The organism is Pantoea sp. SGAir0430, assembly GCF_043549295.1.
This window is the reverse complement of the sequence record NZ_CP039428.1, coordinates 111527-132220: the sequence shown is the minus strand read 5'-3', so window position 1 is coordinate 132220 and position 20694 is coordinate 111527. Positions and strand designations below refer to the sequence as shown.

19 protein-coding genes are annotated in these 20694 nt (G+C 59.2%); 9 read left to right on the top strand and 10 right to left on the bottom strand.

From position 1 onward, the window contains the following. Positions 1-4: 4 nt before the first annotated feature. A complete protein-coding gene (locus tag E7738_RS19510) occupies positions 5-1549 on the bottom strand; it encodes an arylsulfatase (protein ID WP_394516574.1) in 1545 nt (514 codons plus the stop codon). Between the two features lie 660 nt (positions 1550-2209). Between E7738_RS19510 and E7738_RS19505 the strand changes: the two genes are divergently transcribed. After that, positions 2210-2476 (top strand): YdgH/BhsA/McbA-like domain containing protein, encoded by a 267-nt coding sequence (locus tag E7738_RS19505; protein ID WP_058770242.1) that lies wholly within the window; start codon positions 2210-2212, stop codon positions 2474-2476. A 154-nt stretch (positions 2477-2630) separates the two neighbouring features. On the opposite strand, the gene E7738_RS19500 is transcribed toward E7738_RS19505, so the two are convergent. The 8 genes from E7738_RS19500 to E7738_RS19465 are packed head-to-tail and all read right to left on the bottom strand — an operon-like array spanning position 2631 to position 11038. After that, positions 2631-3479, bottom strand: a complete 849-nt coding sequence (locus E7738_RS19500) for a VOC family protein (RefSeq protein ID WP_394516508.1) — start codon at positions 3477-3479, stop codon at positions 2631-2633. Positions 3480-3502: 23 nt separating this feature from the next. Further along, positions 3503-3880, bottom strand: a complete 378-nt coding sequence (locus E7738_RS19495) for a peptidase dimerization domain-containing protein (protein WP_031280000.1) — start codon at positions 3878-3880, stop codon at positions 3503-3505. A 2-nt stretch (positions 3881-3882) separates the two neighbouring features. Next, positions 3883-4986: an alkylhydroperoxidase domain protein gene (locus tag E7738_RS19490; protein WP_260640924.1), complete on the bottom strand. Its 1104-nt coding sequence runs from the start codon at positions 4984-4986 to the stop codon at positions 3883-3885. 12 nt (positions 4987-4998) lie between these two features. Beyond that, positions 4999-6003, bottom strand: coding sequence for a putative FMN-dependent luciferase-like monooxygenase (locus E7738_RS19485; protein ID WP_059012114.1), 1005 nt, complete (start codon positions 6001-6003; stop codon positions 4999-5001). Then, complete coding sequence (locus tag E7738_RS19480; RefSeq protein WP_394516507.1) at positions 6000-7610, bottom strand: dipeptide ABC transporter ATP-binding protein; 1611 nt, start codon at positions 7608-7610, stop codon at positions 6000-6002. Before E7738_RS19480 ends, E7738_RS19485 begins: the two co-directional genes overlap by 4 nt. After that, a complete protein-coding gene (locus E7738_RS19475; protein WP_058770236.1) occupies positions 7607-8464 on the bottom strand; it encodes an ABC transporter permease in 858 nt (285 codons plus the stop codon). The genes E7738_RS19480 and E7738_RS19475 overlap by 4 nt, the downstream gene beginning before the upstream one ends. Next, a complete protein-coding gene (locus E7738_RS19470) occupies positions 8461-9405 on the bottom strand; it encodes an ABC transporter permease (protein ID WP_176428151.1) in 945 nt (314 codons plus the stop codon). The genes E7738_RS19475 and E7738_RS19470 overlap by 4 nt, the downstream gene beginning before the upstream one ends. A gap of 10 nt (positions 9406-9415) precedes the next feature. After that, entirely contained in the window at positions 9416-11038 is a 1623-nt protein-coding gene (locus tag E7738_RS19465; protein WP_394516506.1) for a TIGR04028 family ABC transporter substrate-binding protein, read from the bottom strand. Between the two features lie 419 nt (positions 11039-11457). Between E7738_RS19465 and E7738_RS19460 the strand changes: the two genes are divergently transcribed. From E7738_RS19460 to E7738_RS19425, 8 genes are all read left to right on the top strand, one after another. Continuing rightward, positions 11458-12453, top strand: coding sequence for an MsnO8 family LLM class oxidoreductase (locus tag E7738_RS19460; RefSeq protein WP_394516505.1), 996 nt, complete (start codon positions 11458-11460; stop codon positions 12451-12453). Positions 12454-12465: 12 nt separating this feature from the next. Further along, positions 12466-13602 carry an amidohydrolase gene (locus E7738_RS19455; RefSeq protein WP_394516504.1) on the top strand — a complete coding sequence of 379 codons (1137 nt, stop codon included), beginning with the start codon at positions 12466-12468 and terminating at the stop codon, positions 13600-13602. A 79-nt stretch (positions 13603-13681) separates the two neighbouring features. After that, a complete protein-coding gene (locus E7738_RS19450) occupies positions 13682-14995 on the top strand; it encodes an LLM class flavin-dependent oxidoreductase (protein WP_104187426.1) in 1314 nt (437 codons plus the stop codon). Between the two features lie 17 nt (positions 14996-15012). Continuing rightward, the gene (locus E7738_RS19445; RefSeq protein WP_058759106.1) at positions 15013-15945 is read left to right on the top strand and encodes an ABC transporter substrate-binding protein; all 933 of its coding nucleotides are present in this window, start codon (positions 15013-15015) and stop codon (positions 15943-15945) included. Between the two features lie 9 nt (positions 15946-15954). After that, a complete protein-coding gene (locus E7738_RS19440) occupies positions 15955-16467 on the top strand; it encodes a GNAT family N-acetyltransferase (protein ID WP_021509059.1) in 513 nt (170 codons plus the stop codon). 11 nt (positions 16468-16478) lie between these two features. Further along, positions 16479-17405, top strand: a complete 927-nt coding sequence (locus tag E7738_RS19435; RefSeq protein WP_021509060.1) for an amino acid ABC transporter permease — start codon at positions 16479-16481, stop codon at positions 17403-17405. Beyond that, a complete protein-coding gene (locus E7738_RS19430; protein ID WP_058770231.1) occupies positions 17389-18183 on the top strand; it encodes an amino acid ABC transporter ATP-binding protein in 795 nt (264 codons plus the stop codon). The genes E7738_RS19435 and E7738_RS19430 overlap by 17 nt, the downstream gene beginning before the upstream one ends. Beyond that, positions 18183-19094: an ABC transporter substrate-binding protein gene (locus tag E7738_RS19425; RefSeq protein WP_394516503.1), complete on the top strand. Its 912-nt coding sequence runs from the start codon at positions 18183-18185 to the stop codon at positions 19092-19094. The genes E7738_RS19430 and E7738_RS19425 overlap by 1 nt, the downstream gene beginning before the upstream one ends. A gap of 326 nt (positions 19095-19420) precedes the next feature. On the opposite strand, the gene E7738_RS19420 is transcribed toward E7738_RS19425, so the two are convergent. Continuing rightward, positions 19421-20644, bottom strand: coding sequence for a putative bifunctional diguanylate cyclase/phosphodiesterase (locus E7738_RS19420; RefSeq protein WP_394516502.1), 1224 nt, complete (start codon positions 20642-20644; stop codon positions 19421-19423). Positions 20645-20694 lie beyond the last annotated feature (50 nt).

The following is a 20694-nucleotide window of genomic DNA, read 5'->3' as shown; positions in this document are numbered from 1 at the left end:
TAACTCAGTTGGTGGCCGGGCTGCCTTCGTCAATCAGTTTCTGCACATCCGAAACGGTGAAAGAGCCGGGTTTCTGACGAGGCGGGAACTCTTTGAAGCTTTGCAGCATTTCTGCGGCATATTTCTGCGCGCCACCCAGCAGGAACAGACGGTCATAGAACCAGTGGTTGTAATCCATACCGCTGTCACCGCGCTCCAGCGGGTCGATCTCCAGGTCGAAGATCAGTGGCGTGCGCAGTTTAACGAACGGATATTTCCACAGGTCGAGGCCGGTGTGTTCCTGAATCATGAAATGCGCTTTCCAGCGACCGTAGCGCATCGCTAACAGATCGCCGTCATCGCTCCAGTAGAAGAACTCATTACGCTGGTCGGGCCCTTTGCCCTGCAGGAAATCCAGCTGGTTGTAACCGTCCAGATGCACTTTGTAGGTCATGGCGCTGGTCTTATAGCCTTTCAGCAGCTGCTGTTTGATATCCGGCACGCCCGCTGCGGCAACCAGCGTCGGGAACCAGTCGTTGCTGCCGAAAATATCGTTGATCATCGTGCCAGGCTTAATATGCCCCGGCCATTTGATCATCGCGGGTACGCGGAACCCGCCCTCCCAGCCGGTATTTTTCTCGCCGCGGAATGGCGTCATGCCGGAATCAGGCCAGGTGGCGATCATCGGACCATTGTCGGTGGTGTAAATCACGATGGTGTTATCTTCGATACCCAGATCTTTGATTTTCTTCAGCACCTCGCCGATCATTTTATCGTGCTCAACCATGCCGTCTGCGTAGTCGCCGAGGCCGGTCACGCCCTGATCCTGCGGTTTAATGTGCGTTTTGTTGTGCATGCGCGTGGTGTTGAACCAGGTAAAAAACGGTTTGCCCGCTTTGACCTGACGCTCCATGAAATCGTTGTTGGCGGCGAGGAACTCTTCATCCACCGTGCCCATACGTTTCACGTTCAGTGGCCCGGTATCTTCAACCTTGCCATCCGCGCTGGCTTTAATGACGCCGCGCGGACCGAACTGTTTACGGTACTCAGGATCTTTCGGATAGTCCGGGTTCTCGGGTTCTTCTTCGGCGTTCAGGTGATACAGATTGCCAAAGAACTCGTCGAAACCGTGTGCGGTAGGCAGGAATTCATTGCGATCGCCCAGATGGTTTTTACCAAACTGACCGGTGGCATAGCCGAGCTGTTTCAGGATTGAGGCAATGGTCGGATCTTCTTTCTGCAGGCCCTGCGGCGCACCTGGCATACCGACTTTACTCATGCCGGTGCGGAACGGCATCTGCCCGGTGATAAACGACGAGCGTCCGGCGGTGGAGCTTTGCTCGGCGTAATACGAGGTGAATTTGGCGCCCTCGGCGGCAATACTGTCGATGTTGGGCGTTTTGTATCCCATGGTGCCCTGGTTATAGGAACTGATGTTCCAGTAGCCAATGTCATCGCCAAAAATCACCACGATGTTAGGCTTGCCCGAATTTTGCTCGGGCGCGGTAGAGGGCGTCGGGGATTGAGGAGCCGCATGGGCGCTCCAGGAACAGCAGGCCACAGATAGCATGGACGCTAATAGTGACTTGCTAAAAGGTAATCTGGACATTTCTGCACTCCGATAATTGTATTCCGACCAGGTCAGAATTTTTCCGACCGAATAAGTGCTGCGCAGACGGTTATTTCCTCCTTATCCTGAAAGGACGACAGATGAATAAACGCATCTTTTTGATAGCTATTTCCCGGTGCGGAATGGCGGTGCTCAGTCAGTCTGATTATCTGTGATTTTAAATAGTTTTTATTAAAGCGTGGCCCGCTGCACGCAGGCTGCGTGCAGGCGAAAAATATGCGGTGTGCGAGAGGGTATAAGTAACCAAGGTATAAAAATGCAAAAAATGAGCAGGCTGTGTATCTGGTTATGTAGCAACCATAGCGGCTCATAACTGGAATGCCAAGTGCTATTTTAAAAATGTGAGCGGCAGAGTGATTTTTTTCTGCTGTATCGCACTGCTCCGCATTTCGTCTAGGGAATTTCTTATTTTGAATAAGCTTAAAATAACTTAATATATTGTAATATATAAATAAATTTTCTGTGGGCTGAAAGTGGCTGGTTATTTTTTACGAGGCGGGTCATATTTTTCAGCGTTCAGGTTTGCGTTATTATTATGGCTCACCTAAGCCTTAAAAGGCCATCCGGAACGGGATGGAATCAATTAATCTGGGGTGATTTATGAAAAAAATTACGGTAGCAATAATGTCATTGCTGGTGGCGTCAACTTTCTCTTTATCGGCTCTGGCAGCGCAGGAGATTACTAAAGAAGAGGCTAAGCAGTATCAGGAAGTTGGTAAGGTTAGTACCAATAATGAATACAGTTCACCGGCAGAGGCCATGGCTGAAATCTCGAAAAAGGCCGATGAGATGGGGGGTAAATATTTTGTGATCACCTCCGGCAAAGAAGGCAAGAAAATACAGGGTACGGCAACAGTGTATAAATAATAAATTATACGCTGCAAATCAGGCGTCATAGTCATTGCAACAGGCCGTTTTAATAACGGCCTGTTGTCGTGTTTCTATTTCTACAGTAAGCGATGAGATTAAGATCTGGTTCGCTTGCCAGGTCGTCAGCAGGCAATCTACTCCGACAATGCTTTCATAGCTGAAACCGCAGCGCCACGCCGCTGGCCTGTTCCGCGCTGACCACGATGGCGTCTGGCTCTTCGCGGAAAGGCACATCGCCCAGCAGCAGGCTGGCTTTCACCCTGCGTAAGTCGCTGCTGCGCAGCGTCAGCGCGGCCATACGCGCACTGCCGTCATAATCTGGCGGCAGGCCGGTAAAGCGCTGCGTCACATAGTGCGCAGCGGCAAAGCGCACGGTGGCAACGCCCGCTTTCAGCACAAACGCGCCCTGCTGGCAGGCGGTGAGCTTATCGGCACCAAATAAACGACTGTAGGGCAGCGCGGCGGCTGCCGGATCCTGGGCCACCACCACAAACTCAATAATATCGGTCACCGCGTTGGGATGCTGCTGCCACACTGGCTGCCAGACCGCTTGCGGTGTCTCATGCTGGCAGAAAAAACTGCGTCCGTTTGGCACCAGTGCGGGGCGCAGGCGAACGGTGCGAAAACGCGCCTGCTGTGCGCTGCCATCCGGCAACTGCACCGGCCGGTAAAAACTGGCGGCGGGATCGCCATCAATATCCTGACTTTCCAGATAGCGCCACACTGCATCGGCATCGTCGGTTTTCCATACCAGACCGCTCAGGCCCGCCGGTGCCTGCCAGATATCCTGACGCCGGTGCGCACGCCCGGCTTCATAGCCCAGCAGTTCCAGATAATTATCACCAAACACCGCCAGATGATTACTGGAGCCCAGCGAATGATGGCCGCGTGGCGTGAGCTGGAAACCGAGCCGGCGATACAACGCGCTGGCGTCATCCAGCCGATCGGCAACATTGATCACTGCATGATCGAGCTGTGGAATGGGTACCGGTATCGCCATTATCTGCCTCCTGGTTCGCATCATTACGATGACCGCGGTGTCGCGCTGCGTTCGGCTTCGCGTTGCGGTTGCCAGGCGAGCTGCGCTTCGGCGCCGAACGCCCGGGCAATATGGCTGACCAGCGTCGCGGCCTGCGCCGATGATCGCTGGCGCGCGCTGGCATCCTCGCTGTGCAGCACGCCTTCCACGACGACCTCTGGCGGCAGCACGTTCCAGCTGTTGCCGCCCTGAAAGCGGGTGACATCCAGGCCGGCGGCCGCCAGCGCGCTGACGATGTGGCTGCCGGTAACGATACTGTCGATGCCCTCATGCGGACGTGCAGCGTGAGCGCCTTTGCCGTGAATGGTGATATGAAAATGGTCAGTAAACGCTGCCGGTGTGGCAGATAACGTGTGTGTCATGGTCATCCCTGCGGCTGTTCGGGTAAGAAAGGTTCGCCCAGCGTTAGCATCAGGCGGTTGGCCCAGGCAAAAAACGCGGCGGACTGGATCAGGTCCAGCAGCTGCAGCGTATCCAGTCCGTGCTCGCGCAGCGCCTGCAGTTGGGTCTGGCTGCTGGCGACCGGGGTTAGCGATAAGGTGGCGACAAAATCGATAATCGCCGCCCAGCGCGCGGACTGGCCGTGTGCCAGCTCGGCACCCGGCGCGACATTCAGGAGTTTCTGCACCGCAGTCTCATCTTTTGACAGCTGACTGGCTTTGCGGGCATGCACGGACGCGCAGTAAATGCAGCCGTTGACTTTACTCACCACCGTGGCCGCCAGTTCGCGCTCGGCGCGAGGCAAACCGCCCGGCGTATAAAAAATGCCTTTATCCGTCAGCGTGCGTTGTTCCAGCAGCGGCAGATTGCGCGCCAGCAGACGGAAATAGTCGGACTCGCTATGACCGTTTTTTGCCAGTGTCGCCTGTTCTTCCGCCGTAAACTCGCTGAGCGGTTTGGCTGCCAGCCACGGCTCCCAGCCCAGCTCCTGCTGGGTAAACGCAGTGAGCGCAGTCTGACCGCTGGCCGTAAGCGGGGCGCTATGCCATTTGCCGGCCACCGCATGCGGCTGCGCGCGCGATGTTTCACCGCTCAGCAGGCGCAGGCCGGTCAGCAGGCGACTCTGAAAGCTGACAAATCCCACCAGCTGCGCCAGCGTGACGATGCCGCGCGGCGTCCAGCCGGCATGGCGCAGCGTGGTCAGTTGTTGCGGTGTGGCGTCGACCGGATGCAGGCTCAGCAGCTCAGCAAAGGCGCGACCGGCGGCAAAGCGCGTATCTGTCGGGGTTTCGCTGGATTGCTGCTGATAGTGTGCCTGCAATGATGTGACGCCGTGCCAGCCCGCGACCTGCCCGGCGAGCGCGTAACGCTGCGCCAGCGGGAAATCGTCGTCATCCTGGCCAAACAGCACCTCATAGCTGCCCTGGGCGTGTCGGGTCGCGGCCTGACGCACGCTGCGCGCCTCTGCCAGTTGCGCCGCCGGGTCGATATCGGCCAGCGCCGCCAGTAAATCTGTAGCCTGAGACATGATTTTCTCCTGTTAAGCGGTCCCCAGCGCACGCAGCGTGGGGGCAATATGTTCAGCAATTAACGCCACCGAACGCAGCGTATCGGCGTGCGGCGGATCGATAGAGTGCACCTGGAAGGTGATGTCGGTGGCGCGCGTCAGCGTGCTGTCGGCCAGCAGCGAAGCCAGCACCGCGTCCGCATCGCCGATATGCGCATCGAGCTGGCGCGCGTGGCTCTCCAGCGTGCTGCCGGTGATGTCGTGGCCCGCCTTGCGAAACTGCTCTGCCTGGCGCTGCAGACCGGGCGCGGCAAGGCGGCGCGCGTAGTCGTTTGAGTCGGCAACAAACGCGGTGCGTGAAGCCAGGATGCGGGGCGCAACGCCCGACGGCAGCGCCGCGAGATAAGCATCGATCATCGGGTTTTGCAGCTGCTGCAGCGACAGGTCCGGCTGGCCCGCCGGCCGCGGCTGGGTGCGCGATAACATCAGCCCGTGACCGGCCTGGCCGGCACGCGTCGCGCCTGCAACGGAAAAGGTGGCGATCCACACACGCTGCGCCAGCGTGGGAGCCGGCGGATAGAGATGATTGTCCGGATGGGCCAGCGTGTCGCCGCGCCACGCGCTGAGCAGCGTATGCAACTGGTCGGCAAACACGCCGGCGCGCTGTTCGCTGGTCAGGCCAAACGGCAAAAATGAGGTTGGCGTGCCGCCGGAGCCGAGCCCCACCTCCAGTCGTCCGTCGCTCAGCAGGTCCAGCACCGCCGCGTCTTCGGCCACGCGCAGGGCATTTTCCAGCGGCAGGGTGATGATGCCGGTGCCGAGGCGGATACGACGGGTGTGCGCGGCCACGTGAGCAAGAAACACCAGCGGTGAGGGCAGCCCGCCTTCCTTTTCATGAAAGTGATGCTGCGCGATCCAGGCACTGTCAAATCCGCAGCGTTCAGCGTGCTGAATTTGTTCCGTCGCCAGCCGGTAGCGCTGTTGCGCTGTGGTATCGTCGAGCAGGCGGGTAAAAAAACCGATGCGTTTGCGCGTCATGCAGACTCCTTAATCAGCGGACGGAAAACCGGAATGGCGTCAATCAACGCGCGGGTGTAAGGGTGCTGCGGCGCATTGAACAGTGTGACGGTGTCACCTTGTTCAACCACTTCGCCTGCGCGTAGCACGGTAACGCTGTGTGCCAGTCGTCGTACGGTGGCCAAATCGTGGGTGATAAACAGATAGGTGAGGCCCAGCTCGCGCTGTAACTGTTGCAGCAATTGCAGAATCTGCGCCTGCACCGTGACGTCCAGCGCCGACGTTGCCTCATCCAGCACCAGGATCGCCGGTTGCGGGATCAACGCCCGTGCGATGGCGACGCGCTGACGCTGGCCGCCAGACAGCTCGCGCGGCTTGCGCGTCAGCAGTTCCAGCGGCAGTGCCACCCGCTGCGCCACTTCGTGCACCCGCTGCTGGCGTGCGGCGGCGCTGAGCGAGCCAAAGTTGCGCAGCGGTTCTTCAATGATGTTAAACAGCGTCTGGCGCGGATCGAGCGAGGAGAACGGATTCTGGTATACAAACAGGATTTTGCGCCGCAGCTGACGCAGCGCTTCGCCGCGCAGGCTGCTGGCATCAATGCCGTCGATCATCACTTTGCCGCGATCGGCGCGTTCAAAGCCAAGCAGAATGCGCGCCAGCGTGGTTTTGCCGGAGCCGGATTCACCCACCAGCGCGTGCGTCGTACCGCGTGGCACCGTCAGGCTGACCGCTTTCGCCACCGTCAGCGTCTGCTGCCTGCCAAGCGCAAACTGTTTATCGATGGCGTTGAGCTGAATCGCCGGTGTGGAAAAACGGGCTGCGGACGGATAAGGCAGAGCAGTAGCGTCGGGCACCGCGTCCTGTAACAGCTGGCGGGTATAAGGATGCTGTGGCGCGCTGACCAGCGTCGCTGCGCTTCCCTGTTCCTGGATCTCGCCGTGACGAAACACCAGCAGACGGTCAGCGCGTTCCGCGGCCAGCGCCAGGTCGTGGGTGACAAACAGCACGGCGGTGGCGAACTCACGGCGTAGCTGGTCGAGCAGATCGAGAATGCGCTTTTGCACCGTAACATCGAGCGCGCTGGTCGGCTCATCGGCGATGATCAACTGTGGTTGCAGGGCGAGGGCGATGGCAATCAGCACGCGCTGCTTCATTCCGCCAGAAAGCTGATGCGGATATTGATGCAGGCGCTGCTCAGGATGGCTCAGCCCAACTTTTTGCAGCAGTTCCAGCACGCGCTGCTGGCGCGCGGTCCGGCTAAGCTTCTGATGCAGCTGCAGGATCTCGCCAACCTGATCGCCAATGGTCTTCACCGGATTAAGCGAATTACCGGGATCCTGCGGCACCAGGCTGATATGCACGCCGCGCACGCTGTCCATGCGCCGGGATGACCAGCCGGCGATATCGGTGCCGTTCAGCAAAATTTTACCGCTATCGCGCCGGGCATTGTCCGCCAGCAGACCGATAATCGCCTGGGCCGTGGTGGTTTTGCCTGAGCCGGATTCACCGACCAGCGCCACCATTTCGCCCGGCTGCAGGGAAAAGCTCACGTTGTGTACCACTTCGTGCCACTCGCCGCGCTGGCGATAGCTGAGGCTGAGGTTTTCCACATTCAATAGCGCTGTCATGCGTCACCTCCTGCCAGCTGACGGCTGACGCGATTTGCCGCCAGCACCACGGCGACCACCACCACGCCGGGAAAGGTAGTCAGCCACCACGCGGTAGCCAGATAGTTGCGGCCTTCGGCGATCAGCAAACCCCATTCGGGGGTCGGTGGCGGCGTGCCATAGCCGAGAAAGCTGAGGGTTGAGAGCGCCAGAATGGCCTGACCGAACTGCAGCGCGGCGAAGGCAATCACCGCGGTCAGCGAGTTCGGGACAATGTGGCGCCACAGTACCTGCCAGAAACGGCCGCCACTGCCGAAAGCCGCTTCCACATATTCACTGCGGCGTACCCGCACCACTTCGCCGCGTGCCAGCCGGGCAAAACTGGCAATCGAGGCGATGCCCACCGCCAGCGCAGCGTGCACGGTGCCAAAACCCAGCAGGATCAGCAGGCTTAATGACAGCAGCAGCGCCGGGATTGAAAGCAGCACATCAACCAGTCGCATCAGTGCCTGTTCAGTGCGGCCGCCCACGGCCCCGGCCAGGACGCCCAGCGCGGTTCCGCCAGTGAGCCCCATCGCCACCGCTGCGACCGCCGCAGAGAGCGACTGCGAGGCGCCATAGACGATGCGCGCCAGCAGGTCGCGTCCGAGTTGATCGGTGCCGAGCCAGTGCGCACTGTGCGGCGCTAAGCGCTGCGCGCCGGCAATGCCTTCGGTCGGGCTATAGTGGGTGAACAGTTGCGGTGCCACGGCCGCCACGAATGCCAGCGCCAGCACCGTCCATGCCAGCCACAAGCCAGGCTGCAGGCGACGGGCACGATCGCGCCGCAAGGCCGGCTGTCCCTGACGCGCGGTAGAGTAATCGACCAGACTCATGAATTTCCTCCGGCTACGGTTTGCAGACGTGGGTCGAACAGCGGCATCAGCAGATCGACCAGCAGGTTGATCAGTACAAACGCCAGTGCGGAGATCATTACTACCGCCTGTAACACCGCCACATCCTGATTGTTGACCGCCTGCTGGGTCAGCTGACCGATGCCGCTTAAGCCGAACACGGTTTCGGTAATCAGCGCGCCCGCGATCAATTCCCCCAGCAGCAAACCGGCCACATTGAGCACCGGCAGCAGCGCGTTGCGCATGATATGGCGCCACAGCACGTGTTGTGCGCTGGCACCTTTGGCGCGGGCCACGGCGACAAACGGCTGGGTAGCAACCTGATCGATGCTGCGTAGCAGAATCTGGGCCAGCGGGGCGGAGATGGGCACGGCGACGGTCAGCACCGGCAGAATCAGCCCCTGCAGGGGCGATGGGTTGATCACCGGGATCCAGCGCAGTTGAAAGGAGAACAGCTGAATCAGCGCGATGCCAAGCCAGAACGTCGGCAGCGAAATAAACAGTGCCGGCAGCGACTGCAATAGCGTACGCAGCAGGCGCAGCGCAGGCAGTCGCGCCAGCGCCGCCAGTGCGAAGGCGACCACGCAGGCAACGGCAAATCCCGCCAGCGCCAGCTGCAGCGTGGCGGGCAGATTGCTGCGCAGCAGATCGCTGACCGGCACACCTGCCTGCACCGAGTAGCCAAAGTCACCGCGCAGCATCGCCAGCAGCGTATGCAGATACTGCTGCCAGATCGGGCTATCGGCACCGTAGGCCTGCCGCATCTCTGCAATTTGCTGCGGGCTGAGACCCAGATCCGGATTCTGGAACTTGATCAGCACCGCATCGCCCGGCAGCACCTGCAGCAGCAGAAACGACAGGGTAAACGCCGCCCATAACACCAGCAGGCTTTGTCCCGCTCTATGCAGCAGTGCGTGTCGCATCATCATCCTCTCAATGTTTTTCCAGCCATGCGCCGTAGAACGACGGCCGGCCTACGGCTTCAAAACTCACGCCCTTCAGCCACGGCGCGCCGGCAAACACCTGCGGCTCTTCAAAGATCGGGATCACATAAGCCTGATCCAGCAGATAACGCTGGGCGTCTCCGGTGAGCGCCAGACGTTTCGCCGGATCGACTTCGGCCGAGATTGCCACCAAAAGCTTGTTGAGTTGGTCGTCACGGAAATGCTGGACTTTGTCGCTGGAGCCGCCTTTTTGCAGCAGCGCATCGCGGTTGGCGGGATAAAACATGCTCTTCACCACGTCCGGGTCGGCGCGGCCCACTTCCGAGACCGTGAGCGGCGTTTTTAGCGGATCGAGGTTGTCCAGCGTGCGGCTGCCAGCGTCACCGGCTTTCACCGTGAGCTGGACGCCAACCTGACGCCACTGCTGGGCCACCAGCTGCAGCACTTCTTTGTTCTGCGGCTGCGGCAGCGATTCATACACGGTCAGAGCCAGCTTTTGCCCCGCCTTAGCGCGGATGCCGTCGCTGCCGGGCTGCCAGCCAGCCTCATCAAGCAGTTGCCTGGCGCGGGCGGGATCGTATTTCAGTTTGTCCGCGAGGTTGACATACCCGGCGGCCGAGGCGGCGAGTACCGAGGTGGCCTGCGGATAGTTAGGTGAAAACAGGGTTTGCACCACCTGCTGCGCGTTGGTCGCGTGCAACAGCGCCTGACGTACACGCAGATCGCTGACCAGCGGGTTGTCCGGGCGGAAGCTGATGCTGTCGTTGACGCCACGCGTCGGCGCTGCGTAAACCGGGAACGCCTGCTGCTGTGCCTGTTTTTCGTCATACGCCTGCACCTGGCGAATAAAATCGGCCTGGCCGGCCAGCAGCGCGCCGATGCGCACGCTATCTTCCGGTGTGACGATAAATTTGATGCCAGCCAGATTCGCCGGTCCCTGCTGGGTGCTGTTTTTCGGTCCCCACTGGTAATCTTTGCGCGCGGTTAAATCCACTTCCCGCCCAAGCTTTTCATCGCTGACCACAAATGGCCCGGAGCCAATAATATGGCGGGCATCGCCGAGCTGGTCGAAGCTGCGCTGCAGCGTGCTAAGAGAAACCAGCCCGGAGCCAATGGTGGCCGTGCCCTGTAAAAATCCAGGTGAGGGCTGTTTGAAATAAAACTTCACCGTCTGGGGATCAATCACTTCGCTGCGTTCGTAATTATTAATCACTTCAGATACCGGCAGGCGCTGGGCTTTATTACCGAGTCCGTAAGTATCAAAGTTTTTCGCTACGGCATTCGCATCCAGCGGCGTGCCATCGGAAAAGGTGACGCCAGGACGAATTTTAAAAGTGTATTCCGTTTTATCCGCGTTGCTGCTCCAGCTTTCGGCAATCCACGGTTCCACCTGCAGCGTTTTCGGATTTTGCCACGTCAGTTTGTCGGTGATCTGATTGAGAATGCCGCCGTTGGGATAAAAACCCCCGGCCGGCGGATAAAGATTGGTATGTGCCTGCTGTTCCAGATAAATCAGCGTGCCGCCTTTGACCGGCGTCTCCGCCGCCTGGGCGCTAAATATCCCTGTCAGCAGGGCTAAGCTCAGCGCCCGCAAGTGAAAATGCGTCTTCATGATGATTTCCTTTGTTATCAAGTGCCCGGTGGGCTGAAATCATCATCAAATGTGCAACCCGTGAGTTGAACCAATGAATTGCACTAAGCTTTTGCGAAAATAACAAAAGCGGAGAATTAATTTTATGACGCAATTACCGGGTTGTTTTTCCTGGCCCGATAAAATTGTTTTTTTCTCAACCTGAAAACCTGCACTGAGGTTATTGCTGCTGCGGATCATTACCGGCTCGCGTAATGTTAACCCGACAGAAAGCGAAATCCGCTTTATGAAAAATCAGGCTTTCATCCACCAGTATTATGACTATTTCTCATTTCCTGAATCGCTTTGCCGATTTAGTTGTTTTACGAAATATAAATCTCCCCGCCACACTAAGCGCCATATTCATCGCAACCCTATTCATCGAAATAAGGAACAGGCGCATGTCATACCGACTGAGTTTGCTCGACAAATCACCGATTGCAGCAGGTGAGAGCGCCATGCAGGCCCTGCATCGCACACTGCAGCTGGCTCAGCGCGCGGAAGCCTGGGGTTATCACCGCTTCTGGCTGGCGGAACACCACAACAGCGACCAGCTGGCGAGTCCTTCGCCGGAATTGTTGATTGCCTGGATCATTGGCCAGACCCGGCATATCCGCGTGGGTTCCGGCGGCGTGATGTTGCAGCACTACAGCCCTTATAAAGTGGCGGAAAACTTCAACCTGCTGGCTGCGCTGGCACCTGGACGTATCGACCTGGGCGTGGGGAAAGCGCCCGGCGGACTGCCGCTTTCCACCCGCGCGCTGCAATTGGGGGTGCGCCAGCAGGAGAAAGGCAGCTTTGCCGAACAGCTGGCGCTGCTGGATAGCTGGCTCAGTGTGCCGCCGGTGGGGGATGAGGAGATCCTGCGCGCCACGCCGCAGCCGCCGCGTCCGGCCAATCGCTTTCTGCTCGGGGCCAGCGAAGCGAGCGCCCGACTGGCGGCAGAGCTCGGCTGGCAGCTGGTGTTCGCCGCACACCACAACGGCGATCCGCAACTGATGGCGCAGGTGCTGAACAGCTATCGCCAGCACAGTCAGGGTCAGCGTGCGCTGGTGGCGGTGCAGGTGGTGGTGGCGGATTCGCCGGCAGAAGCTGACCTGCTGGTCGACACACTGCGCATTTATCACGTCAGCGTGACGGGTGGACAGAGCGTTAACGTCGGCAGCATTGAACAGGCTGAGCGCTATGTGCGTCAGGGCGGGTTCAGTGACTACGTGATTGAGCCACGCACGCCGTCGCTCCTGAAAGGGACTGCGGCACAGGTGCACGCGCAGCTTGATGCGCTGCACCAGCGTTACGGCATTGAAGAGTTTGTTATTGATACGCCGGTGGCGGAGGAGCAGGCGCGGGTGAAATCCCTCGAACTGCTGGCGACGCATCGTCTGGTTAGCGCCTGACCGGGAGGTCCTGTGACGATAGTAAGCGAACAGCAGCTGATTGACTGGCGGCGCGAGCTGCACAGCTGGCCGGAACTCTCCGGTCATGAAGTGGAAACCAGCGCGCGGCTGCGCCGCTGGCTGCAGCAGGCTGACGTGCGCCTGCTGGATTATCCGCTGCACACCGGCGTGGTGGCGGAAGTGGGTCAGGGCGCGCCCCTGATCGCCCTGCGTGCCGATATCGATGCATTACCGATCCATGAAGCCACCGGGCTGCCTTTTCGTTCACGGCAAGCCGGCGTCATGCACGCCTGCGGTCACGATGTGCACAGTGCGGTGATACTGGGTGCCACGCTGCAGCTGAAAGCACGGGAAGCTCAGCTACCGGGGCGGGTGCGCATCCTGTTCCAGCCGGCGGAAGAGATTGCCCAGGGCGCGCGCCAGTTCATCGACGCGGGTGTGCTGGATCAGGTACAGGCGATTTTTGGCATGCACAACGAACCGGGTTTACCCACGGGCACCTTTGCCACGCGCAGCGGTGCGTTTTATGCCAACGCCGATAAATTTGTGGTGCGTGTGCACAGCACCCGCGCGGACGTGAACAGCATCCTGGTCGCCAGCCAGATTATTCAGGCGCTGCAATCCCTCACCAGCCGCAGCTTTAATACGCTGGACAGTCTGGTGCTGAGCGTCACGCGGATTGATGCACACAGGCACGACGGTCAGCAGACGGCTGAAGCGGAATTTGGCGGCACGGTGCGTACGCACGATAAACAGGTGCGCGCGCAGCTGGAGCAGCGTGCGCGCGAGGTGGTGGTCAATATCGCCGCCGCCAGCGGTGCCACGGCCACCTTTAGCTGGCATCCGGGGCCGCCGGTGCTGGAGAACGACGCCCACTGGGCACAGTTTGCCAGTCAGGTGGCGCAGCAGGTGGGTTATCAGGTGCAACCGGCTGAGCTGCACCTGGGCGGCGAAGATTTCGCTTATTACCTGCAGCAGCTCCCGGGCGCATTTGTCAGCATTGGCAGCGCCAGTGAATTTGGCCTGCATCACGGTGGCTTCAACCCCGATGAAGCGCTGATCGCCCCGGCGGCACACTACTTTAGTCAGCTGGCGCAACAGGCATTGCAGCAGCTAAACGCGCGATGTCGCGACGCCATCCTTAACTGATTTCCTTCCATTTCTGGCAGCGCTGTACGGCGATAAGGCTATCGCCGGCAGGCTGCGCCATGAGCAAAGAGAGACGATTATGACTGCAAGACAACTGCGCCTCGGCACCATTCTGCACGGCGCATCCGGCAACATGTCCGCCTGGCGTCATCCGGCGGCGCAGGCGGATGCCAGCATCAGTTTTGATTACGCCCGCCGTATCGCCCGTAAAGCCGAGGCTGGCAAACTGGATTTCCTGTTTGTCGCCGATGGCCTGTTCATTAATGAGAAATCGATCCCGCACTTTCTTAACCGCTTTGAACCGCTGACGCTGCTGTCGGCGCTGGCCGGCGTCACCGAGCATCTCGGTCTGGTCGGTACGGTGTCCACCTCCTACAGTGAGCCGTTCACCGTCGCCCGCCAGTTCGCCAGTCTCGACCATCTCAGCGGCGGGCGCGCGGGATGGAATGTGGTGACATCGCCGCTGGAGGGCTCGGCAAAAAACTTTTCGCGTCAGCAGCATCCCGAGCATGCGCTGCGCTACCGCATCGCCGACGAATACCTGCAGGTAGTGAAAGGGTTGTGGGATTCCTGGGAAGAGGGCGCGTTTGTGCGCAACAAAGCCAGCGGTCAGTTCTATGCGCCTGACAAACTGCACACGCTGAATCATCACGGTGATTTTTTCCAGGTACAGGGGCCGCTGAACATTGAGCGCACGCCGCAGGGCCGGCCGATTATCTTTCAGGCGGGCGCCTCGGAAGATGGCCGCAAGCTGGCGGCGCGTCATGCTGACGCCATCTTCACCCATCAGCCAACGCGCGAAGAAGCGCAGGCGTTCTACCGGGATGTGAAGCAGCAGCTGGTGGCGAACGGGCGTGAACCGGGCGATCTGCACATTTTCCAGGGCGTCAGTGTGATCGTGGGGGAGGATGACGCAGACGTCGAGCGCCAGTACCAGACCACCGCGGCGCTGGTCTCAATTGAGGATGCACTCAACTACCTTGGTCGCTTCTTTGACCATCACGACTTCTCGCAGTATCCGCTCGACCAGCCGTTCCCGGACATTGGCGATATTGGCCAGAACAGTTTCCGTAGCACCACCGACGAAATCAAACGCAAAGCGCGTGAACACGGCCATACGCTGCGCCAGGCGGCGCTGGAAGCCACGACGCCGCGTCCGCTGTTTCACGGCACGCCACAGCAGGTAGCGGATGGTCTGCAGCTGTGGTTCGAAACCGAAGCCACTGACGGTTTCATTATTCAGGGCGGCACGCCGGACACCTTCGAGCGTTTTGTTGATCAGGTGATTCCGGTTCTCCAGGCGCGCGGCCTGACGCGTCGCGAATACCCGGGCAGCACGCTGCGCGCCAGCTTTGGTCTGAAACAACCGCTCAACCAGTTCACACCACAATAACGATGAGAAAACACGCTATGCAGAAAAAATCCCTGATTGCGCTGCTGTTACTGGGCCTGAGCAGTGCGGCACTGGCCGAGGACGTGGCCGTCAATGGTCAGCAGGTGAGCCTTGCCGCCAATAAAACGCCCATCAACACGCCAGAGAATCCTGCCGCCGTGGCGCAAATTCCGGCGGGCCACAAATTTGCCGTGCCGGGATCGTTCACCGTGGCGGTGGCGGCACTCAACTCGCCGCCGCTCACGGTATTCAGCGACGACAATAAAACGCTGCTGGGCAGTGAGGTGGATATCGCGCGTCTGGTGGCCGACAGCCTCGGGCTGAAGCTCAACATCGTGCCCACCTCGTGGGAAGACTGGCCGCTGGGCGTGGCATCGGGCAAATATGACGCGGCGATCACCAACGTGACGGTGACCAAAGATCGTAAACAGCGTTTTGATTTTGCCACCTACCGCAAAGATTCGCTGGGCTTCTATGTGAAAACCAGCAGCCCGATTACCTCGCTGAGCAAGGCAGAAGATATCGCCGGCCTGCGCATCATCGTCGGCTCCGGCACCAATCAGGAGGCCATCCTGCTGGCCTGGGATAAAGAGAATCAGGCTAAGGGACTGAAGCCTTTCACACCGGTTTATACCAAAGATGACGCTGCGCAGACGCTGGCGCTACAGGCCGGGCGCGCCGACGCTTACTTCGGCCCTAACGTGATTGGCGCATGGAAAGCGGCGCTGACCAAAAAGACCCGGCTGGTGGGTAGCGTGGACGGCGGCTGGCCGAAGGCGGCGCACATCGCGGTGACGGTGAAGAAAGACAACGGGCTGGTGCAGCCAATTAACACCGCACTCAATGGCGTGATCAAAAACGGTGACTACGACAAGGTGCTGAACCGCTGGGGTGAAGGCGTGGAGCGTCTGGATCGTTCCGAGATCAATCCGCCCGGACTGGGCGATTAAGGAGGAGGCATGAGCCAGCAATTTTTCCGCGAAGTGTCACCGGAAGCGCCGGAGCTGCAGCCGATTCTTGACGGTCTGTTTGGTGAATATGCAGCACGCTACGGCGATTTCTTCAGGAAACACAATGAAGTTGAGCTGACCGAGTGGTATCTGCCGCCGCGCGGGCTGTTCATCGTGCTGGAGCGCGACGGTGAGATCATCGCCATGGGCGCCTACAAACCGTGGGATGCTACCACCGCCGAACTGAAGCGCATCTGGACGCGGCGTGACCTGCGCCGTCAGGGACTGGCACTGCTGATTCTGCAGGAGCTGGAGCGCCGGGCGCTACGCGCAGGCTATCAGCGCGTGTTTCTCACCACCGGTTTCCGTCAGCCGGAAGCGGTGCAGCTGTATATCGGCCACGGCTATCAGCCGCAGTTTGAGCTGCGCGAAGATATGGAGATTTACGGCCAGCCGCCGCACGATGGCCGGCTGCGTTTTCTCAAAGTGATTGATGTGCACAACGTGGCGCAGGCCAGCTAAGGAGAGCCACCATGAGTAAGCAACAACCTTTGACCGTGGTGCCGGCACGCTATCCGGCGCGTACCGTCGGTGCCATCATCGCGCTGTTTATCCTTGCGGCGGTGATCGATTCCGTGGCTTTTAATCCGCGCTGGGAGTGGAGCGTGTTTGCCCGCTGGTTTTTCGATCCGGTGATTCTTAATGGCCTGGGACAAACGCTGCTGCTGACGCTGTGCGGCACGCTGCTGAGCCTGATATTCGGCGGCCTGCTGGCCCTGGCGCGGCTCTCGTCATCGTGGCTGCTGAGCACGCTGGCGTTTGGCTATATCTGGCTGTTTCGCTCGCTGCCGCTGATTGTGGTGCTGATCATTCTGTATAACTTCTCGTACCTGTACGACACGCTGTCGTTCGGTATTCCGTTCACCGCCCTGTCTTGGGGGCACTTCCAGACCATCAACGTGCTCGGCCAGTTCCCGGCGGCGGTGATTGGCCTGACGCTGGTGCAGAGCGCGTACAGCGCGGAGATCATTCGCGGCGGGTTTCTCGGCGTCGATCACGGCCAGTTTGAAGCCGCTTCGGCGCTGGGATTATCGTCGTCGCGCCGCACGTTTCGCATCATTCTGCCGCAGGCGCTGCGCGCGATTATTCCCACCACCTTTAATGAGATCATCAGCCTCGCCAAGGGCACCTCGATGGTGTATGTGCTGGCGATGCCCGAGCTGTTTTACACCATCCAGATGATCTACAACCGCACCCAGCAGGTGATCCCGCTGCTGATGGTCGGAGCCGCCTGGTATCTGATCATCACCACCGTGCTGTCGCTGCTGCAGCACAGCGTCGAGCGCTGGCTGGCACGCAGCGTCACGCGTGAACCGCAACCTTCGCGCTGGCGCCAGTGGCGCAACCGCAGCGTGAACCCTGCCGTCAACGAGGAGCTGTCTCATGTCCGAAGCCATTGATTACCGCTATCTGCATACCACCGGCGCCATCAGTATTACCGGCGTCAGCAAGACGTTTGGCCGGCATAAAGCGCTCGATGATGTGTCGCTTGAGCTGGCTCCCGGTTCGGTGACGGTGATCCTCGGACCGTCCGGTTCTGGCAAATCGACGCTGCTGCGCACCATCAATCATCTGGAGCGCGTGGATGAAGGCTTTATTCAGATCGATGGCGATTACATCGGCTATCAGCGGCGCGGCGATAAACTCTATGAGCTGAAAGAGAAGGCGATTTTGCGGCAGCGCATCAACGTCGGCTATGTGTTCCAGAACTTCAATCTGTTTCCGCACCTGACGGTGCTGGAAAATCTGATTGAAGCGCCGATTGCCCATCGTCAGCTGTCGCGCCGGGCAGCGATCGATCGCGCCGGTGAGCTGCTGGATGTGGTCGGCCTGCGGCATAAAGCCGATGCCTGGCCGCGGCATCTCTCTGGCGGTCAGCAGCAGCGCATTGCGATTGCGCGTGCGCTGATGCTCAACCCGCGCGTGATGCTATTTGATGAGCCGACTTCGGCGCTCGACCCGGAACTGGTGGGCGAAGTGCTGGATGTGATTAAAAAACTGGCGCGATCCGGCACCACGCTGGTGATTGTCACGCACGAGATCGGCTTTGCGCGCGAAGTGGCGGATAACGTGGTGTTTATGGTTGACGGGCGCGTGGTTGAGCAGGGCAGCAGCCAGCAGGTGCTAAATCAGCCGCGTCATGAGCGCACCAAACGTTTCCTCGCCAGGGTGCTGTAATGAAGCCGGTGATTATACTCGCGCTGACGGGTGCGGTGCTGGCGGCACCCGCGACAGGTGCGCAACAGCTGGACGCCAGTAACAACGAAACGCCGATCACCATGGCGGCCAATCCGCAGGCGATCGCGAAGATCCCCGCCGGATTTCATTTTGTTCACCCCGGCTATTTAACCGTCGCCACCTCAGCCAATAATTCACCGCCGATTGGCCTCTGGGCGTCCGATAATAAAACGCTGATCGGCAGCGACCCGGACATTGCGCGCCTGCTGGCCGACAGCCTCGGTCTGAAACTCAGGCTGGTGCCGGCGGCGTGGGAGGACTGGCCGCTGGGCATCACGGCAGGGCGCTATGATGTGGCGATGTTTAATATCGCGGTGACCGAGGAGCGCAAGCAGAAGTTTGATTTCGCCACCTATCGCGCGGATAACCACGCCTTCGCGGTGAAAGCGGACAGTAAAATCAGCGCGATTCGTCGCCGGGAAGACGTGGCCGGCAAACGGATTATTGTGGGTTCCGGCACCAATCAGGAGCGAATATTACTGAGCTGGGATGAGAAAAATCGGGCGCAGGGCCTGGCCCCGGTGCAGCCGATTTATCTCAACGATGATGCCTCCGCCACGCTGGCGCTGCTCTCTGGCCGGGCCGATGCGTCATTTGGCCCGCAGGCCATGGCGGCGTGGAAAGTGGCTTCGCGCGGGCAAACCAAAATTGTCGGGCACGGACCGTTTCGCGCCTGGGTGGCGGTCACCACGAAGAAGGGCAATGGCCTGGACGTCGCGCTGCAGCAGGCGATCAACGGCGCTATCGCTGGCGGCCAGTATCACCAGGTGCTGGCAAGATGGGGTGAAGAGGGCGAGGCAGTGGAGATTTCGCAGGTTAATCCGCCCGGGATTGTTTATCAGGATAATTAGGGCGGGGTGGCAGAGCGGCGAGATGAGTTTTCACCCGTTCAACAACACAGGCAATAGCGGTAACGGCGCAATTCATTGCGCTATGTCGGGATGGGCATGGCGCTTCTGAACATCAGCGCGATAAATCGCGCCGCTACAGGATGTGCGGTTTACAAGTACCGGAATGACACTTCGCACGTAGCGTAGCGGCGCAATTTATTGCGCTATGCCGGGATGGGCATGGCGCTTCTGAACATTCGCGCGATGAGTCGCGCCGCTACAGCATCGTGCAATGTGATGTATTGCGTGAGGACACAGCAATCCGTCCACACGTCATCCCGCCCGGTTTATCCTGCTTTTTTTATCCACTGTAATGCTTCGGCGGCGGGCAGCGGGCGGGCAAAATGGTAACCCTGGAATAAATGGCAGCCCTTATTGCGCAGGTGCTCGAAATACTCCTCGCTCTCAATCCCTTCCGCCAGCACGTTCAGCCCCATCGCGCGCGACAACTCAATGGTCTTTTGCACCACAATCGCCGCCGATTCGTTTTCAAAAATGTGCATAATCAGGGATTTATCAATCTTAATATCATCAATAGCGAAATCACTCAGCGACTTAAGCGAAGAGTAGCCGACGCCGAAATCGTCGATCGCCCATTTGATCCCTAACTGGCTGAAGTGGTTGATGACATCCCCAATGCGCTGCTGATCGTAAATAAAGGTGGTCTCGGTAATTTCAAACTTCAGCCGCTCGGGACGGATTTTGTAATGCGACAGCGTCAGCAGCGTGTCATGGGTGAAGTCGCGGTGCATCAACTGCAGCGGGCTGATATTGATGGAAAACACCAGCGGGGGCAGCCGCAGCACGCGATCCCACTCAACGATTTGTTGCAGCATGCGCTCCAGCACCCACTTGCCAATATCGATAATCAGCCCGCTTTTTTCGGCTACCGGAATAAACACTTCCGGTGAGATAAAGCCTTTCTCCGGGTGCTTCCAGCGCAGCAGCGCTTCAAAACCGATGAGATTTTTGTCGCCATCGACCTGCGGCTGATAATAGAGCTCCAGCTGCTGGCGCTCGATGGCGGACGCGAGCTCGCGCTTGATAAGATCGGTGGCGGAATAATTGCCGCCATAGGTAAACACGGTCGACAGCAGTGCCGTCACCGGCACTGCACAATTGAAAACGGTAAAAACGGCTTCCTGCGGAATATTCAGATGAAAACGATTATTTTCCCAGATCAGACCGGTGGTGACAAAAAACAGATAACACAGCAGGCATAGCAGCGGAAATATTTTACTCAGATAAAAGGATTGCTGGCGCAACACCAGTGCCGAACCGACGATCAAGGCCACCAGATAGTTATATTCTGAACGCTTGCCGGCAGCGTGGTGATTATCCACCAGCAACAGCACGATGATGGTAAATAATAACGCATGGGTAATGACCGCCAGATGCCGCTCCAGCCGGTCGCTGAAGGCGCCGATGATGATGTAGCCCCCCAGCGCTATACTGGCGATATACAGACAGCCAATGTCATGATGACCGCGACTGAAATTCAGTGTTGCCATAAAGATACCGGCCACGATACTGGCGACGCCGGCAATCAGCAGCGTCAGGC

What these genes read in the sequence shown, in the direction of transcription:
- E7738_RS19510 (WP_394516574.1), bottom strand. Translation starts at nt 1,549, where the DNA reads ATGCTATCTGTGGCCTGCTGTTCCTGGAGCGCCCATGCGGCTCCTCAA.
- E7738_RS19505 (WP_058770242.1), top strand. Translation starts at nt 2,210, where the DNA reads ATGAAAAAAATTACGGTAGCAATAATGTCATTGCTGGTGGCGTCAACT.
- E7738_RS19500 (WP_394516508.1), bottom strand. Translation starts at nt 3,479, where the DNA reads ATGGCGATACCGGTACCCATTCCACAGCTCGATCATGCAGTGATCAAT.
- E7738_RS19495 (WP_031280000.1), bottom strand. Translation starts at nt 3,880, where the DNA reads ATGACACACACGTTATCTGCCACACCGGCAGCGTTTACTGACCATTTT.
- E7738_RS19490 (WP_260640924.1), bottom strand. Translation starts at nt 4,986, where the DNA reads ATGTCTCAGGCTACAGATTTACTGGCGGCGCTGGCCGATATCGACCCG.
- E7738_RS19485 (WP_059012114.1), bottom strand. Translation starts at nt 6,003, where the DNA reads ATGACGCGCAAACGCATCGGTTTTTTTACCCGCCTGCTCGACGATACC.
- E7738_RS19480 (WP_394516507.1), bottom strand. Translation starts at nt 7,610, where the DNA reads ATGACAGCGCTATTGAATGTGGAAAACCTCAGCCTCAGCTATCGCCAG.
- E7738_RS19475 (WP_058770236.1), bottom strand. Translation starts at nt 8,464, where the DNA reads ATGAGTCTGGTCGATTACTCTACCGCGCGTCAGGGACAGCCGGCCTTG.
- E7738_RS19470 (WP_176428151.1), bottom strand. Translation starts at nt 9,405, where the DNA reads ATGCGACACGCACTGCTGCATAGAGCGGGACAAAGCCTGCTGGTGTTA.
- E7738_RS19465 (WP_394516506.1), bottom strand. Translation starts at nt 11,038, where the DNA reads ATGAAGACGCATTTTCACTTGCGGGCGCTGAGCTTAGCCCTGCTGACA.
- E7738_RS19460 (WP_394516505.1), top strand. Translation starts at nt 11,458, where the DNA reads ATGTCATACCGACTGAGTTTGCTCGACAAATCACCGATTGCAGCAGGT.
- E7738_RS19450 (WP_104187426.1), top strand. Translation starts at nt 13,682, where the DNA reads ATGACTGCAAGACAACTGCGCCTCGGCACCATTCTGCACGGCGCATCC.
- E7738_RS19445 (WP_058759106.1), top strand. Translation starts at nt 15,013, where the DNA reads ATGCAGAAAAAATCCCTGATTGCGCTGCTGTTACTGGGCCTGAGCAGT.
- E7738_RS19440 (WP_021509059.1), top strand. Translation starts at nt 15,955, where the DNA reads ATGAGCCAGCAATTTTTCCGCGAAGTGTCACCGGAAGCGCCGGAGCTG.
- E7738_RS19435 (WP_021509060.1), top strand. Translation starts at nt 16,479, where the DNA reads ATGAGTAAGCAACAACCTTTGACCGTGGTGCCGGCACGCTATCCGGCG.
- E7738_RS19430 (WP_058770231.1), top strand. Translation starts at nt 17,389, where the DNA reads ATGTCCGAAGCCATTGATTACCGCTATCTGCATACCACCGGCGCCATC.
- E7738_RS19425 (WP_394516503.1), top strand. Translation starts at nt 18,183, where the DNA reads ATGAAGCCGGTGATTATACTCGCGCTGACGGGTGCGGTGCTGGCGGCA.
- E7738_RS19420 (WP_394516502.1), bottom strand. Translation starts at nt 20,644, where the DNA reads ATGGCAACACTGAATTTCAGTCGCGGTCATCATGACATTGGCTGTCTG.